Here is a 16,326-nt window from a genome sequence, read left to right on the forward strand (position 1 = left end):
AAGGTTGTTCATAAGATGCTCCTTTACTACAACTGAGTCAAGATTAGCAAGATGAAATGACTAGGTTGCTTAGGTTGCTTAGGATGCTTAGTCATCTTTACAAGATTAGCTTACTACTACTCTTTACGTCACGTCTATAGATGTCGTGTTTGTAGTATTGCGCTTTTTTAAATTTTTAACGAGACTGTTTGCTTTTAATAAGACTAAAACAGCAAATCACTTGAAATATAGCAGATTTCTAGCATAATTGATCTCACTCTTTTAATCGGTCGTTATTATTATGCCTTTAATTCCTGCTCCTGCTGGCGTGTTAGAAGTTGATGCGCTTTGGCAACAAGACAATCCTTGTGATCCTAATACCGATACTGTGGCGCTACTGTGTCATCCGAACCCGTTATTTGAGGGCACGATGAATAATAAAGTGGTCACGACTATGTACCGTTTTGCCCGCGACAACGGTATGCACGTGGTACGTTTTAACTTTCGCGGGGTAGGGCAGTCGACAGGAGAGCATGACTACGCGGAAGGTGAGGTGGTCGATGCTATGACCGTGTTACAATGGATTGCCGGGCAGAGCGATGCTCGCAAACTGTGGCTAGGCGGCTTCTCTTTTGGCGGCTATGTGACGGCTCGTACCGCTGAGCAGGTCTTAGTGTCGCCGCATGTCTGGGGATTAAGCGACTTTGAGATTGCCAATGTCGCGCTCATCTCGCCTTCAATTGAAAAAAACGATAGCGAGCATATTGCTTTGCCGATTGAGAAGACGTTTGAGATCTATGGAGATGCCGATGAGGTCATCTCACCTGACAATATGCAAGCTTTTGCTGAGCGTTTAGAGATTGAGGTCAGCGTAGTCGAAGGTGCGGGGCATTTTTTCCATGGGCGTTTGACGGAGTTAAAAAAGCTATTAGAGCAGCACAGTTTCGGTTCTGATAGCTAACTGAGAGCCTAAAAGCGCAGATTTTATTTATAGAGTACAAGTTATAGAGTACAAGTTATAGAGTACAAGTTATAGAGTACAAGTGCTACATAGTAGTTATCATAGAATAGCTATAGCATAGTAGCATTAGAGCACGTTATAGTATCCGTATATCTAAAACAATAATTATCGCTTTACATAAGCTGCATTATAGTCGTAAACATCGAGCCGTGTTGGCCTAGAGAATAAAGCTGGTATAGCAAGCACCACTGCTTTGACACCATTTATTCTGACGAATCTGTCCTTATTGTCTCAGTGCAAAAGACATAAGCGAATAAGAGTAGACGGCCAAAACACTTTTTTTATTTTGTTAAATATGAGTCGTATTATGAGATTATCTCCATTACAGCGCTACGAGCAAGCCATCAGCTCTGAAGACTTTACCCGAGATGAAAAACAGTATATAGCCATGAGCTATCTTGATGATCTTTATCATAAGCTTAATAATACGGTCGAAGAAAAAAAGGGCATTTTTGGGTTTTTTAAATCTAAACCTGCCGCGCCAAAGGGCTTGTATATGTGGGGCGGCGTTGGCCGCGGCAAGACCTGGATGATGGATATGTTTTATGATTCGCTGACTATAGAGCGTAAGATGCGTCAGCATTTTCATCACTTTATGCAGCGAGTGCACAAAGAGCTCAACCAACTACAAGGCCAAAGCGATCCGCTAGAAAAGGTTGCTGATATTATCCATAACGAAGCAGTAGTTATTTGCTTTGATGAGTTTTTTGTCTCTAACGTCTCTGATGCGATGATATTAGGCGACTTATTTACCATGCTGTTTAATCGCGGGGTGACTTTGGTTGCTACCTCAAACATCGAGCCGGCAGGCTTGTACAAAGATGGTCTGCATCGAGACCGTTTTATGCCGGCTATCAAAGAGGTTGAGACACATACTACGGTGATGAATATCGACTCTGGTATCGATTATCGCTTGCGTGTCTTGCAGCAGGCGGAACTATATAAATCGCCTATGACGCGTGAGAACCATAACTGGCTTGCCAACCGCTTTGCGAGTTTATCGAACAATCTCAAAATCAGTAGCGAGCCTATCACGGTTAATGGCCGCGAGATTAAGATCAATGCCCGTACCGAAGACATCTTGTTTTGTGACTTTCGCCATTTGTGTATGCAGCCGCGCTCCGCTGCTGATTTTATTGAAATTGCCAATCGATTTAGCACGGTCTTGATCAATGCCGTACCAGCGTTAGACGACGATCTGCGAGATCCAACTCGCCGCTTTATTTACTTAGTCGATGAGTTCTATGATCGTCGGGTTAAGCTGTTAGTACGTGCTGAGCAGTCTATTCTTGATCTTTATCAAGGAGAGAAATTGGCCTTTGAGATTGAGCGTACTCGTTCACGCTTGCTTGAGATGCAATCAGAGGATTATCTAAAGATGCCGCATCGACTCGATGACGCCGCATAAGGATCTTATGGATTTAAATATCTGACAATTTAAATGATAACCGCGTAAAACTTCTTTATAAAATGATAGCAATAATAATGATAATAGCCGACGATGATAAAAGGATGACAAATGAGTACGCCAAGAGAGCGTTTAATCACCGAGGAAGATGAATTAAGCGTAACAACCAAAGAAACTTCTAATCATGAGAGTGACAGCCGTGAAAATGACAATCATGAGAGTGACCGCCTTGATAGTAGCAATGAAAGTGATGTAGAAGATAAGCAGCTGCTAGATGAGATAGCACTTCGCCAGAGTATCATAATGAGCGATGAGCAGCTCATTGAGTGGATTAAGTCTAGGCGCACTATTGGCAATCTACAAGAGCCGGCACCGACTCACGAGCAAATCAGAGCGGCGATTGACTGCGCGGTGACTGCGCCCGACCACAAAAAACTACGACCTTGGCGTTTTATTATCAGCGAAGGCGAAGCGCGTCAACAGCTGGGGCAAGCATTACTTGAGGCGGCAGAAGCGCAAGCGGCGAGAGCAGGTGAGACACTATCGGATAAGACCCGTAAAAAAACTGCCAATCTGCCAATGCGCGCGCCAGTGATTATTACAGTCGTCACTAAGATGCAAGAGCACAAGAAAGTCCCGCCGTTTGAGCAGATGCTTAGTGCCGGGTCAGCCGTGCAAAATCTACTATTAGCGTTAATGGCGCAAGGTTTTGGCAGCGTATGGCGCACAGGTCTGCTGTGCAATGAGCCTGCGGTAAAAGATTATTTTGATGTCGCGGCTGATGACTATGTTGTCGCCTTTATTTATACTGGTACGAGCCCAAAACCCAAACCTCGCAGAAAACCTATGGATATAGAGCCGCTGCTGCGTTTTGAGTCTTAAAGATTTATTGCGGTTAAGAGTAATAATGGCTGACCTATATTTGCGCCAAAAAGTTTTTACTAAAGCTTTTTTGGTCGAAACTTTTTCAATAAGTATAAAGGGCGTAATAGCTAATAGCTACTTGGTTCATCCTTTAAGCACTGACAATATGGATATAAGTATATGACAAGCTCCTCAGATGAAGATAAGCAAAATCAAAATGCTAATAACGCTGACACTGTAGGTCGCGACAAGAGTAATAATAGCGAAAATAATAACAATAATAATAACAATAGCAATGAGAACAAATCAACTGGCCTGATAGCCAGTATCCTTGACCGAGCCACCAAATCAGGCTTTGGTCGCAAAAAATTGAACCCTAATAAAGTTGAGGCGGCGGTAGCCAAACAAATGGATCAAATACATAAGAGCCCAGAAAAGATACGTCTAACAGTACTTGGCGGCGGTAGTTTCGGTACAGCAATGGCCAACCTAGCCGCGCGAAATGGCTGTGATACTACCATTTGGGTACGCAATAAGCGCACCGTCAAGTCTATGGCAAAAACGCAGATGAATAAGAAATATCTGCCAGGGTACAAGCTCGATAATCGCTTAAAGTACAGCTACGACTTAGAAGCTGCGGTAAAAGACAAAGATATTATCTTTTTAGCCGTACCTAGCTCAGCCTTTCGCGAGACTCTCAAAAATATCAAACCATTTATCAGTGGTCAATCGATTGTTTCGCTCACAAAAGGTATGGAAAAAGACACGTTTGCTTTGATGAGCGATATCATTAAAGATGAGCTGCCGGAGGTGAACTTTGGGGTGATGTCAGGGCCAAACCTGGCGGTTGAAATCATGAAAAACATGCCGTCAGCTACGGTCATCGCCAGTGAGTCAGAGCCGCTACGCCACGCCGTACAAGCGGCGCTACATAGTGCTTTTTTCCGAGTGTTTGCTAGTGATGATATTCGCGGTGTCGAGCTTGGCGGCGCGCTTAAGAACATCTATGCTATCGCTATGGGCATGGCTGCTGCCTACGATGTCGGTGAAAACACTAAGGCCATGCTGTTGACACGCTCGTTGGCTGAGATGAGCCGTTTTGGCGTAGAAGAAGGCGCCAATCCGCTTACTTTCTTAGGTTTGTCTGGCGTAGGCGATCTTTATGCCACTTGTAACTCAGAGCTGAGCCGCAACTTTCGAATTGGTAATATGCTCGGGCGCGGTATGGATATCGATGCGGCGGTCAAAAAGCTAGGCCAAACCGCTGAAGGGGTCAATACTATTCAGCAGGTCCATGAAAAAGCCAGTAAGCAAGGTATCTATATGCCTATTACTCATGCTCTACATGCGGTCATCTATGAAGATAAGGCAGCGCTAGGAGTCGCTCTACACTTGATGGAAGCCGGATTTCGTAGTGACGTGGAGTTTGTGATGCCGCATGACCATAGTAATGCGGCCCTTACCGCGCAGATGAGCGCTGCGAGTAGCGCAGACGACAGCGAAGGCAACACCGATAAAAAAGACAGTAATAACCTTAAGAATAAATAATCCTCATCAAAAATAAAGCAAATAAAGATGAGCAAAAGGAGTGCTATGAAGATTATACTGATGCGACATGGACAAGCTGAAAACGAGAGTCGCCCAGATAGCGCACGGCAGTTGACCGAATACGGTCAGCAGCAAGCCGCGCAGACGGCTGAATATCTTATAGAGCATTATCGTCCTGATCATTTTGTGGTCAGTCCGTACGATAGAGCGCAGCAGACCCTAGCAGAACTGCAAGCGCGTGCCACCGATGTGCCAGCTAGTGTACAAGATAATATCACGCCCTCAGATGACGCTCATGCAGCACTGATAGAGCTTGGCCATATTGAAGCAAACTGTCTGGTGGTGGTTTGTCATATGTCTATTGTCGCTAATATTGCCAGCTTACTCACTGGCGCAAGTCCTGAGTCGTTTTCACTAGCTGAAGCGCGAGTGTTTGAGATGGAGTTTGTGATGTCAGGAATGGCCGAAGAGGTTGATCGTTTTGTACCTATGCAGCCGTAGATAGCCTTCGGTAGCTTAGATCAGCGTTAATAAATTATCCACTTTTAAATAAACTGTCAACTTCAACCGCTAACTACTAAAGGACATCTCTATTGTTACATGTTTGGTTAAGAGATCAGCATAGCCCACTTGCGGTCTGGCAAGCAGATGCTAAGCAGTGGCAGCTAGTCGATGACTGGCAGCAATTGCAAGAGCATTATATTAGTTATAAAAGTGGTAATGATAAGCGGCTTTGTTTGTATTTTCCATCTAGCCATTTGCTCCAAGTAGATACTGAGCTCAGTCTTAATCAGCTCAAGCAGCTAGGCGATACTGGCAAGCAGTACTTATTTGAAGAAACGTCAATTACCCCAGTCGAGCAGCTGATGGTGCGTCAGCAGAGTTATGCCAGTCACCATCATCTCTACGCGCTCGCAAAAGACGATAGTGACTCATGGCAACAAAGCGCAATACTGGCAGGGTTTAATATTGGAGCTTTGCTGCCTGATTTTTTATTGTTGCCGGTGCCTGAGGAAGGCGCAGGTCAGCAAGTAGTGCTGTATCAAGATAAACACACCACTTTGCTGCGGCAGTCGTTGCAGCAGGGCATGGCAGTCAGCTACTTGCCCTTAGTGGTTGAGCGCTTGCCTCATCTCAGTGAGATATGCCGAGTAAGTGCTATCGATGAGTCTGTAGCGAGTATAGAATCGCCACAGCTCTCCGCGCCGCACCTATTACTCACTCAGATTGCCGCCAAGCCTGAGCCCATAGATATACCTGATCGTCACGCTCTGAACTTCTTTACTAAGACCTCAGACACAAAGCTCTCTCCTTATTTGCGAGTGGCGGCTATGGTGGCGCTATCAGCATTGGTATTACAAATGGCTACCGATGGCTTACAAGCGTACCGCTATAATCAAGCAAGTGCGGCAACCCAAAGCGCTATCGGCAAACAATTTCAATCTTGGTTTCCAGAAGATCGCTTAAATTCGCGGACATTGTTACAGACGCAGATGCAAGACAAGCTGCGCACAGATAGTCAAGCCCAGTCGGCGCATATGACAATCCTAGCGCGTATATCACCTCTCATTAAGCAGTCTTCACTGACTGCGCAAAGCTTAATGATGCAGCCAAGCTCTCTTAGTTTTACGCTTATTGCGCCTAATCGCAGCAGTCTTGACGAGTTTGCTAATACGCTAGTTACTCAAGGAATAGCGGCCAGCTTATTAAGCGTTAACGGTAATGAGCAAGGCGAGTTCAGTGGGCAGATAACCGTAAATATAGCGGATAATAGCGCTGAGGCTGGCGAGTTATCTTCCTCTTAACCCGGCTCGTCAATGTCATGTGATCATGTGGTATGTTGCTTTTGACGATTTATAACTTATTAAATGTTTTTATAGCTTCTTAAAATTTAAGTAAAAAAAGGCTCAGTGATGAATAAGCCGCAGCGCCGTACTAAACCTAGCCGTACGAAAGGTAATAGTACAAGCTCTTCAAGTTCTTTAAATACGGCGACGAGTAGTCCTGCCTCTAGCAATACTTGGTCTGAGCGTTTAAGCCGTTACCAATCGACATTAGCGACACGCTGGCAAGCACTGTCTCCACGCGATCAGTTGGCCTTAGGCGTTTTATCGCTATTTTTATTAGTGTTTCTCGGCGGTTATGGCAGCTATAGTGTCAATCAAGCGGCGAAAGACAGCAAAGCGCAGTACCAGCAGCAAGTAGCCGATTATTTTTGGTTACGTGCGCAGGCGAGCAATATTGACAACAACGCGCTCAATGCCAGTACTGATGGCCAGGTCGTTGCCCCTGCCACTGCGGTTAATTCGCTGTTAACCAATGCCGGTATTGCTAATGCTCAAGTAGCGGCCGTTGGTGATACTGTGCAGTTAAGCTTTACTAACCCAAGCCAAGCGCTTATCAGTAGCGCGCTTGGTAAGCTGAGCGAGCAGGGCTGGCAGGTCACTCAGCTCAATATGCAGCAAGATATCAACACCAAGCAAATTCAAGTACAAGCCACGCTTGCTTCTTAACGATTAGACTGGCATTCAATCTCAATCTTGAAAATCGTCTTTATAACCGCAATATTAGATAAATGAGCGCTACTGAGTATTTGAGTGTTATCATCAAATCGATAGCTCGATCTTATGGCTAGGCGCTGCAATTTGCCATCATTACCGTCAAGTGTGATAGGGATACTTATTATGAGCTCACCTTCTAACCCTAATTCTGATAACTCTGATGATTTTGTATCTCGGTCAACCTTAGACAAATCAGAGTCTCGCTTTGAAAATAGCATTCATGCCCAACAGACCCATGAGCTTACACGCTCAAGACAAGATACTGCGCTTAGTGATAAACAGCAGCGCTCACTGATCACTTATAACCATCTTACCTATCTGCTTTATGTCATTAGCTATTTGACGGCAGGGCTGTTGTGGATTGTGCCTATCGCTATGAATTATGCTAAGCGTCACGATGCTGATGGTACTTGGTTGGCCACGCATTTTGATTGGCAAATCAAGACTTTTTGGTATAGTATCATCTGGTTTGTGATCGGTCTTATCATAACGCTAGTAGCCGTTGGCGGCTTAGGTATCAGTGTGCTAGCTGAAAGCAATAATCTTGCTATTGGCTCAGGGCTATTTACCGGATTAGGTATCTTAATTATCTTGTTTACGGTTATTTGGCATGTATATAGAATTGCCCGTGGCTGGATTGCTTTGAGCGATAAGCGGCCTGTGCCTTGATGGCGGTTTTGTTTGAAAATTAATGTCTGATAAATAATGTTGAACAACGCTCAGTCTATTTAGTTATAAAGTCGTTAATTGCTAGGGCGTGTTGAACATTCGACCATGGCACTGACAGAGACTATTTTTTAGGCGATTTGCAGATAAAAATGGTAAGTTTAGTCGTTCTAAGCGTCTATTTTTATCAATAAAGCGGCAAAAAATAGTCCTGTCCCTATTGTTGTCGTGAGGGCTGATGCTAAAATCGCCCTAGTCGTTGCGACTGTTTAATTAAAATCAGCTAGCCAATGCAATAAGCATTATCTGCAATTTTAACGACGACTAGAACACAGCTTTGATAAACTAGTAGCGATCAGCAGTGCGCATTTGTGAATGTTTAACACGCCCTAATATTTATAGCATAATATTTGCGGTTATTTTGGCTAAGCCTATAGCAAGCTGATATAATCGCAGCGCTTTATGGCAGCGTTTTGCCTTTTCTATTCACCACTTAATCAGGGTTTGTTGTCACTATGTCCTACGCCTTACTTCGTCCGTTTTTATTTAAGATGGATCCTGAGCGCGCTCATGATATGACGCTGTCTTTATTGGACAAAGCACACAAAGCCCGCACTTTAGGGTTGGTATATGGTCAGCCGATGCAGCCCACCACTTGCATGGGTCTGCAATTTGCCAATCCGGTAGGACTAGCGGCCGGCCTCGATAAAAACGCAGATTATATCGACGCGCTAGCCGAATTAGGTTTTGGTTTTATTGAAGTTGGTACGGTGACGCCGCGGCCACAAGTCGGTAATGACAAACCGCGTTTATTTCGACTCAGACAGGCCGATGCTATTATTAACCGTATGGGGTTTAATAACCAAGGGGTTGATTACCTTATAGATAATGTCAAACGCTGCAAGTATAAGGGTAATATCGGTATCAATATCGGTAAGAATGCGAGCACGCCTGTTGAGCAAGCCGCTGATGACTACGTGTATTGTTTAGAGCGCGTCTATCCGCATGCTTCTTATATTACGGTCAACATATCCTCTCCGAATACTGCTAATCTGCGCGATTTGCAAAGCGGTGAAGCCTTGACTCAGCTACTAGATACTATCAAGAACCGTCACAGTCAGCTGGCCACTGAATATGGTTTTTACGTGCCTTTAGTATTAAAAGTCGCTCCTGACTTAGAGCCGCTGCAGGTCGATTATATCTCGCAGCAGCTGATAGATTTTGACATTGATGGTTTGATTGCCACTAATACCACTTTGAGCCGAGTCGGGGTAGAGGACTTACGCGACGGGGATCAAGCGGGCGGTTTATCCGGTCGTCCGGTGAGCCATACGAGTACCCAAATCTTACAGCAATTCTCAGATCAGTTAGAAGGCAAAGTAGCACTGATTGGCGTGGGTGGTATCGATAGCGGCGATAAAGCCGTCAAGAAGATCAAAGCTGGCGCGGATTTAGTGCAGCTTTATACTGGCCTTATCTATCGCGGGCCTGGGCTAGTACAGTCTTGTATTCAAGCTATCGGCGGTTATTACGATGCCATTTACGATACCAGTGACAATACTACGAAAGAGTGATGTATAACCGTTTATTTGCCTATTTGACTGATAGAGCCAATGATAGCTGAGTATGATAATACTTTTCACCCTTTCCTTAAACGAATGAGGCCGTAGAGATGAGTGGTTTAGATATTATCATTGCTATCGTGGTGCTCATTGGTTTATGGCGCGGCTTTCAGGCAGGGTTGATAAAAACGGCGGTGGGACTTATGGGCTGGTTTGTCGCTCTAATTGTCGCCACTCGTTTAGCTACGTCGATTGCCCCGCAGTTATCAAGCTTAGTTGCCAATCCGGTACTGCAGACGGCATTAGCTTTTTTGATAGTCGTGATTGTTATTTTAGCCATCATGCACTTGCTAGCGTTTATTTTCTCAAGCGCACTCAAAACGCTAAATCTTAGCGTACTCGATAAGGTGGCAGGCGGTGTATTGGGAGCAGCCAAAAACACCTTAATGGTGTTGGTAGTACTTAGTATTAGCGCGCCTTTATTGGTACAGCTGCCGCAGTGGCAGACCTCAGTGCTTGCCCCTGAGCTGATGCCTTATGCACCAATGGGTAAAGAGCTAGCTACCGATATGCTAGGTATGGCTTGGGGACAGATTAACCAATCATAATAGCTCTGAGCCGACGATGATATTTATTTACTCTTATTGGTTTTTCTATAAGGTTAGAGCATGTAAGCTATCTAGGCTTTGGCATAGTAGTGTTATAAAATAAAAAAAGTTTTCTTATAGAACTGCGTCATCAGGATTATGCTATCAGAGTGATGTTATTACCGTAGTATTCGCTCTTTAAATATAGACGCATCGATATTGTATATCAGTTGCATTGTTTCTAAATTTTCAAGTTTCTGACTTTTCAAGTTTCTAAATTTCTAGCTAATACGAATTCATTGCTATCAGAATTCATTAGTGCCAAACCGCTAGTATGAATAAACGCTATACCTTCTCGTTACTAATCTTTGCTCTAAAATAGGACATAACTATGTGTGGAGTCGTTGGGGTTGCAGCTCATGAGCCCGTTAACCAAATTCTTTATGATGGCTTGACTATGCTTCAGCATCGCGGTCAGGATGCAGCCGGTATTGTTACCTTGCAAGATGGGCGTCTGTACCTGCGAAAAGAAAACGGTATGGTGCGCGATGTGTTTATGAACCGCCATATGATCAAGCTAGTCGGTAAGTTTGGTATCGGTCATGTGCGCTATCCGACTGCTGGCACCTCTAGCAGTGCTGAGGCGCAGCCGTTCTATGTCAACTCGCCTTATGGTATTACCTTGGCGCATAACGGTAACTTGACCAATGCGGAAACCTTAGCCAAAGAGCTATATATCGAGGATCGTCGTCATCTCAATACCGATTCAGATTCTGAGGTGTTACTTAACGTGCTCGCCCATGAAATGCAGAACTTAGGCAAGACGAATCCTAACGCTGATGATATTTTTGAAGCGGTAAAAGCGGTCTATCATCGCTGTGAAGGTGCGTATGGCGTAGTGGCTTTGATTACCGGTCACGGTTTATTAGCTTTTCGTGATCCTAATGGCATCCGTCCACTGGTCTTCGGTGAGCGCTTGGCGGCTAATGGCGGTACAGAATATATGGTGGCCTCAGAATCAGTGGCGCTAACAGGCTCAGGGTTTACGATTATTCGTGATGTCAAACCCGGCGAGGCGATATTTATCGATTTAGACCATAACTTGCACACTCATCAGTGCGTTGAGCAGCAAGAGTATACGCCTTGTATCTTTGAGTACGTCTATTTTGCGCGTCCAGATTCGATTATGGATAATATCTCAGTCTATAAGTCGCGTCTGCGTATGGGCGAAAAACTAGGCGATAAAATCTTGGCCGAGTGGGGCGATGATCATGATATCGATGTGGTCATTCCTATTCCCGATACGTCGCGCACCTCAGCGATGGAGCTGGCGCTGAAGATGAATATCAAATATCGCGAAGGCTTTATGAAGAACCGTTATATCGGACGCACCTTTATTATGCCAGGCCAGCAGCAACGCAAAAAATCAGTACGGCAAAAGCTCAGTGCCGTGCCGCTAGAGTTTAAAGGCAAAAACGTCTTGCTAGTGGATGACTCTATTGTACGCGGCACTACTTGTCATGAGATTATCCAAATGGCGCGTGATGCGGGCGCGCGTAAAGTCTTCTTTGCTAGTGCAGCGCCGCCAGTCAAGTACCCTAATGTCTATGGTATCGATATGCCAGTACGTAGCGAGCTGATCGCTTCGGGACACAGTGTTGAAGAAGTGCGTAAGATTATCGGCGCGGATCGTCTGATATTCCAAGATTTAGATGACTTGATTGATGCGGTAAAAGACACTAAGCATAGTAAAGTGGAAGGCTTTGATTGTGCGGTATTTAATGGCTGCTATATCACTGGACAAATCAATGAAGCTTATCTTGATCATCTGCAGGCTCAGCGTAATGATACGGCTAAGACTGGCAAGAAAGGCGTACAAATTGTTGCTGATACGCCAGTCGATATGATGGGTATTGAAGAGATATAATTCTTATCTTGATATCATCATTGTTAGTTATCGAATTAAAAAGAGCTTCTCTATGTTAAGTAGAGACGCTCTTTTTTTATGCCGATATTTAATTGTTCAGTGTTCAGTGTTCAGTGTTCGGTGTTCGGTGTTTGATTGTGCGCTTTCAGTAGGTTTTAACTTAAGAGCTGAGCAAATACCCAAAGCAGACCATTTAAAGTCGCTATACCGACGATCATACTCACTAGTAGCTGCTTGCTAAAATGATAAACTAAAAATACCAGTGCTAATGCACCAATCTGAGCTAACAATAGATGCACCTCAGGACTGGCTAAACTATGGCTCAGCGATAAGTCTTGATAAGCCAAGCTAGTCAAAATAAGCAGCACCATCACTGATAAAGGTAAGCTTTCATTAAGCCTGTGGAGCCAAGGCGTGTCTAGTATTTTTTTGGGAATTAAGGCAGGGATAGCTCTAGTGACAAAAGTCACCGCTGCCATAGCGAGAGTAGCTATAATTAGATATTGACTAGTCATCAGAGTGGTCTCCTGTAACAGAGTACTGCAGCCAAAATCCGCGCGCTAAAATCAGCAGCATACAAAAGCTAATAGCGACTAATAATAGCCAGTCACTAGTGAACAAGGAAGCCAGTATCAGACCAATGACAGCGATAGCGATAGGAAATAGCCGCTTCACATTTTGAAACTGCTCATAAGCTAATATGGCAAACAAACAGACTAAGGCGAAATCTAAATGCGGCACTAAGTCGTTGAGAGCGCTACCTATCATCACCCCAATCAGAGACGCCGCCACCCACCAGCTTTGATTAAATAGACTGATAGGCAGTATTAACGCTTGTCGCTCCTCAGCAGGCAGGCTAGTCATTACCGAAAAGGTCTCATCGGTTAGCGCAAATAAGCAATAGGTCTTAGCCAGCTTTTGGGTGGGCATAGATTGCAATAATGGCATAGCATAAAAGACATGACGCAAGTTAATCGCAGCAATATTGGTTGCGATACTACCCACAGGCAGACCGGCGCTTAGCATGGGCAAGCACGCATACTGCGCTGCGCCTGCATAGAGAAATAAACTCAGCATCAAAGTTGCCCAAATAGGAATGCCAGCGACTTGAGCAAGAACGCCAAAGGCAATACCAGCAGGCAAATAGCCCATTGCCACAGCTAAGCTTTTTTTGAAGCCATCAGCCCACCGATAGGAGGCCTGTGTTTGTTGTTTGGAATAAGAAATGGTCACGTGAGGTCCTGAGATTTTCGATGTTGTTATATGTGACATCCAGCTTTTATTTTTAGGATTTAGCGCTTGTAGTCACGTTTTATTTAAATTTATTCTAGTTTTATTGAGGTTGTAGCTTGTCGTAATTGCCTGTCAGGTAAGCACGATATAAAAACGCGCCAAGAATCACTAGTCTTAGGGCTAATAGGCACCAAACGCTGAGCCAAATCCCTGTCATATCGTAGCGCTCATAAAGTAGCCAGCTGATAGGAAAGAAGACCACGGCTAATAGCAGGGCCGCATTTCGAATGACACTACCGGCAGTGAGACCGAAAAATATACCATCGAGCCAGTACGCGCCTACGCCTATCAGCGGCAGTAGTATCGCATAATTCTGATATTGGCGGGTAAGGGTGAGCACCGGTTCGATATTGGTCATTGTCTGCAAGTATGTCGGCATTGCTAGGAACCAAAGCAGACTTAAGAGCAGTGCCAAAGCGTAGCTGACAACCCCAGTACGCTTGACAATAATAGCAAAGCGTCGCCAGTCTCGTCGCCCTGCGGCCTGTCCTGCAAGTGTCTCTGCTGACACCGCTACGCCATCTAAAGCAAAGGCTGAAATACTGAGAACTTGCAGAAGAATAGCGTTAGCGGCCAAAACTAAGTCGCCACTTTGTGCTGACAATCTTGTGACCCAAGCAAAGCTCAAAGTCAGAATAAGGGTGCGAATAAAAATATCTTTATTTAAAGAAAATAGCCTAAGCATCTTTGAGCGCGTAAAATACTCAGCGTCAGTACTAAATAGAGCTGACCACGACAGTTGTAAATGCTGGCGACTTAGCCAAAGTGCTAGCCCCACTCCTGACCAAAAGGCGATAGTAGTCCCTAAAGCAACACCGACTAATCCCAGCCCCATACCATACACAAAAAACAACGTCAGTATAATGTTTAATAGCGCAATAAAACCTTGCTGATAGAGCATGTAACGCGTCTTACCTTGCCCTGCGAACCAGCCAATAAAAGCAAAATTCATCAGCTCAGCGATAACGCCCCAGAAGCGCACGTCTAAGTAAGTTTGGGCAGCGACGCCACTAGCAGGATTCGCCGACAATGCTTGCAAACCGTATTCGATCAGCCAAGGTTTTGCTAAGAGTAATAGCGCCCCGATGATAAAGGCGAGTACTAAAGCGCGCTGCAAAATAGAGAGTAGGGCCGAGGCCATTTGCTCTGAGCCTGAGCGGTTACTTGAGCCATTATCAGTTGTATCCTCAGCTGCCGCACTGGCACTGGCACTGAGCTGACCCAGAGCCTGAGCCGATAATCCAGAGGAGGCGTACTGCAAAAAGTTAAAACTGACTAATAATAGCGATAAAAGCTGGATTGCAAGTCCCATGCCCGCAAGATTGGCCGCCGCACTCATATTACCAACGACAGCAGTATCAATCAGGCTTTGTAGCGGCATCGCTAGGTTTGCCAACATAACAGGCACGGCGATAGAGATGATACGCCGATAGCGGGTATCGATAGGTTGGGGCGCTGCTGTTGAGGTTGTGGCCATAAAATATCGCTGTTACTGAGATAAAGGCTAAACGCTGTAATACATAATACAAAAATAAAAGCACCCAACACTCATCGATAATGAGTCAGGTGCTTTTATAATAACTTTTTAGCGAATAGCTATGAATAACTATTCGCCAATTCACTTATTTACAATAAACTATTCAAACATTTTTGGGTCATTAAAGCTAACGATCTCTTCTTCAAACTCAGGTTTTACTTTTACCACAAAGTCATCGCGTGATAGACCCATCGCTAGCGGAATAGAGCTTGCAATATAAGTAGAAGAATAAGTACCAGCAAGCAAACCGATAAATAACGCCACTGAGAACCAGTATAAGCCATCACCGCCTAAGAACATCATAGCCAGCACGACTAAGAGCACCGTTGAGATAGTCATGATCGTACGGCGTAAGGTTTCAGTCAATGACAAGTCAATCGTTTGGCGCGGCGTGATACCGCGAACCCGGCGGAAATTCTCACGGATACGGTCATAGACAACGATAGTATCATTCAGCGAGTAACCAATCAGCGCCAGTACCGCCGCCAAAACCGTCAAATCAAATGGGAAGCCAAAGAGTGCAAATACCCCAATTGTCACAATCGCATCATGAAATAATGATAATACCGCCCCTAATGAGAGCTTAAACTGGAAGCGTAGCGCGACGTAACCTAGCATACAGACTAAGGCAAGAGCTAAGGCCATCACCGAGTTCAGATAGACCTCGTTACCCACTTGGCTACCTATAATATTGACGTTGCTAATACTAGCTGGATTATTAGGCAAGTCTAATGCGGTATCCAAGCTAGTATTGAGCCCATCGATATTGTCAGATTGCGGCGGTAGGCGTACTAGCAGCTCTTTATTAGTGCCTAAGTACTGCACGACAGCGTCATCAAAACCGTTATCAGCTAAGGCCTCAACCACAGCCACTTGCTCAACCGATTGCTCGTAGCTGACATCCGCTGAGACGCCGCCGGTGAAATCAAGACCTAGGTTTAAACCATTAACGGCGATAGCAATGATACTTGCGATAACCATAAAGATAGAGAGTAGGCCCATAGGCTTCTCTAATTTCATAAAGGGGATAATACGCTGATCGCCAATGGCTTTTATACCGCCTTCAGCTGCTGCTGCTGCGTCATCAGCGGCGTCGCCCTCAAAGTGACTAGGATCTACAGCATTAGCGGTTGCTAGGGCTTGTGAGCCTTTAGCATTGTCACGCTGAGCTCCTTTAGACCCTTTAGTCGTTTTATTTAAGTTATTGGTTTGAGTATTGCTACCTTTACCATCACGGCGCGGCTTATTACGGCGGCGACGCTTATTGCCTTGCGAGTTAGTATTCGATCCGCTGTTACCTGACTGATTGCCTGAGCTGTTCGAGGTCGGCAGGTTGTCTTTATTGTTCGGGTTATTCTGATCGATCGCCATAG

Annotated in this window: 15 protein-coding genes; 11 read left to right on the forward strand and 4 right to left on the reverse strand. The window is 44.9% G+C overall.

Features of this window, described 5'->3' with window-relative positions:
* Positions 1-280: 280 nt before the first annotated feature.
* The 11 genes from JMY03_RS07345 to purF all read left to right on the forward strand — a co-directional run bounded on the left by JMY03_RS07345 (position 281) and on the right by purF (position 12,123).
* Positions 281-940: an alpha/beta hydrolase gene (locus JMY03_RS07345; protein ID WP_201602550.1), complete on the forward strand. Its 660-nt coding sequence runs from the start codon at positions 281-283 to the stop codon at positions 938-940.
* 367 nt (positions 941-1,307) lie between these two features.
* Entirely contained in the window at positions 1,308-2,408 is a 1,101-nt protein-coding gene (gene zapE / locus JMY03_RS07350) for a cell division protein ZapE (RefSeq protein ID WP_201602553.1), read from the forward strand.
* A gap of 111 nt (positions 2,409-2,519) precedes the next feature.
* Entirely contained in the window at positions 2,520-3,290 is a 771-nt protein-coding gene (locus JMY03_RS07355) for a nitroreductase family protein (RefSeq protein WP_390880078.1), read from the forward strand.
* Between the two features lie 162 nt (positions 3,291-3,452).
* A complete protein-coding gene (locus tag JMY03_RS07360) occupies positions 3,453-4,820 on the forward strand; it encodes an NAD(P)H-dependent glycerol-3-phosphate dehydrogenase (RefSeq protein ID WP_201602556.1) in 1,368 nt (455 codons plus the stop codon).
* 45 nt (positions 4,821-4,865) lie between these two features.
* Positions 4,866-5,321, forward strand: a complete 456-nt coding sequence (gene sixA / locus JMY03_RS07365) for a phosphohistidine phosphatase SixA (protein ID WP_201602559.1) — start codon at positions 4,866-4,868, stop codon at positions 5,319-5,321.
* Positions 5,322-5,413: 92 nt separating this feature from the next.
* Positions 5,414-6,625 carry a type II secretion system protein GspL gene (gspL, locus tag JMY03_RS07370; RefSeq protein ID WP_201602561.1) on the forward strand — a complete coding sequence of 404 codons (1,212 nt, stop codon included), beginning with the start codon at positions 5,414-5,416 and terminating at the stop codon, positions 6,623-6,625.
* A gap of 108 nt (positions 6,626-6,733) precedes the next feature.
* Positions 6,734-7,333, forward strand: a complete 600-nt coding sequence (gspM, locus tag JMY03_RS07375; protein WP_201602563.1) for a type II secretion system protein GspM — start codon at positions 6,734-6,736, stop codon at positions 7,331-7,333.
* Between the two features lie 171 nt (positions 7,334-7,504).
* Positions 7,505-8,050 (forward strand): DUF4870 family protein, encoded by a 546-nt coding sequence (locus JMY03_RS07380; RefSeq protein WP_227675544.1) that lies wholly within the window; start codon positions 7,505-7,507, stop codon positions 8,048-8,050.
* Between the two features lie 512 nt (positions 8,051-8,562).
* Entirely contained in the window at positions 8,563-9,621 is a 1,059-nt protein-coding gene (locus tag JMY03_RS07385) for a quinone-dependent dihydroorotate dehydrogenase (protein WP_025644168.1), read from the forward strand.
* A gap of 98 nt (positions 9,622-9,719) precedes the next feature.
* Positions 9,720-10,217 carry a CvpA family protein gene (locus JMY03_RS07390; RefSeq protein WP_201602565.1) on the forward strand — a complete coding sequence of 166 codons (498 nt, stop codon included), beginning with the start codon at positions 9,720-9,722 and terminating at the stop codon, positions 10,215-10,217.
* Between the two features lie 370 nt (positions 10,218-10,587).
* The gene (purF, locus tag JMY03_RS07395; RefSeq protein ID WP_201602567.1) at positions 10,588-12,123 is read left to right on the forward strand and encodes an amidophosphoribosyltransferase; all 1,536 of its coding nucleotides are present in this window, start codon (positions 10,588-10,590) and stop codon (positions 12,121-12,123) included.
* A 155-nt stretch (positions 12,124-12,278) separates the two neighbouring features.
* Here purF and JMY03_RS07400 read toward each other — a convergent pair whose 3' ends face one another.
* The 4 genes from JMY03_RS07400 to secF all read right to left on the reverse strand — a co-directional run bounded on the left by JMY03_RS07400 (position 12,279) and on the right by secF (position 16,324).
* The gene (locus tag JMY03_RS07400) at positions 12,279-12,638 is read right to left on the reverse strand and encodes an AzlD domain-containing protein (RefSeq protein ID WP_025644174.1); all 360 of its coding nucleotides are present in this window, start codon (positions 12,636-12,638) and stop codon (positions 12,279-12,281) included.
* Entirely contained in the window at positions 12,631-13,275 is a 645-nt protein-coding gene (locus JMY03_RS07405; protein WP_084212601.1) for an AzlC family ABC transporter permease, read from the reverse strand. Before JMY03_RS07405 ends, JMY03_RS07400 begins: the two co-directional genes overlap by 8 nt.
* Positions 13,276-13,456: 181 nt before the next feature.
* Positions 13,457-14,893: an MATE family efflux transporter gene (locus tag JMY03_RS07410; protein ID WP_201602569.1), complete on the reverse strand. Its 1,437-nt coding sequence runs from the start codon at positions 14,891-14,893 to the stop codon at positions 13,457-13,459.
* 159 nt (positions 14,894-15,052) lie between these two features.
* Positions 15,053-16,324 (reverse strand): protein translocase subunit SecF, encoded by a 1,272-nt coding sequence (secF, locus tag JMY03_RS07415; protein ID WP_201602572.1) that lies wholly within the window; start codon positions 16,322-16,324, stop codon positions 15,053-15,055.
* Positions 16,325-16,326: the final 2 nt, after the last annotated feature.

This window comes from Psychrobacter submarinus (assembly GCF_904846685.1).
GTDB classification, from domain to species: Bacteria; Pseudomonadota; Gammaproteobacteria; order Pseudomonadales; family Moraxellaceae; genus Psychrobacter; species Psychrobacter submarinus.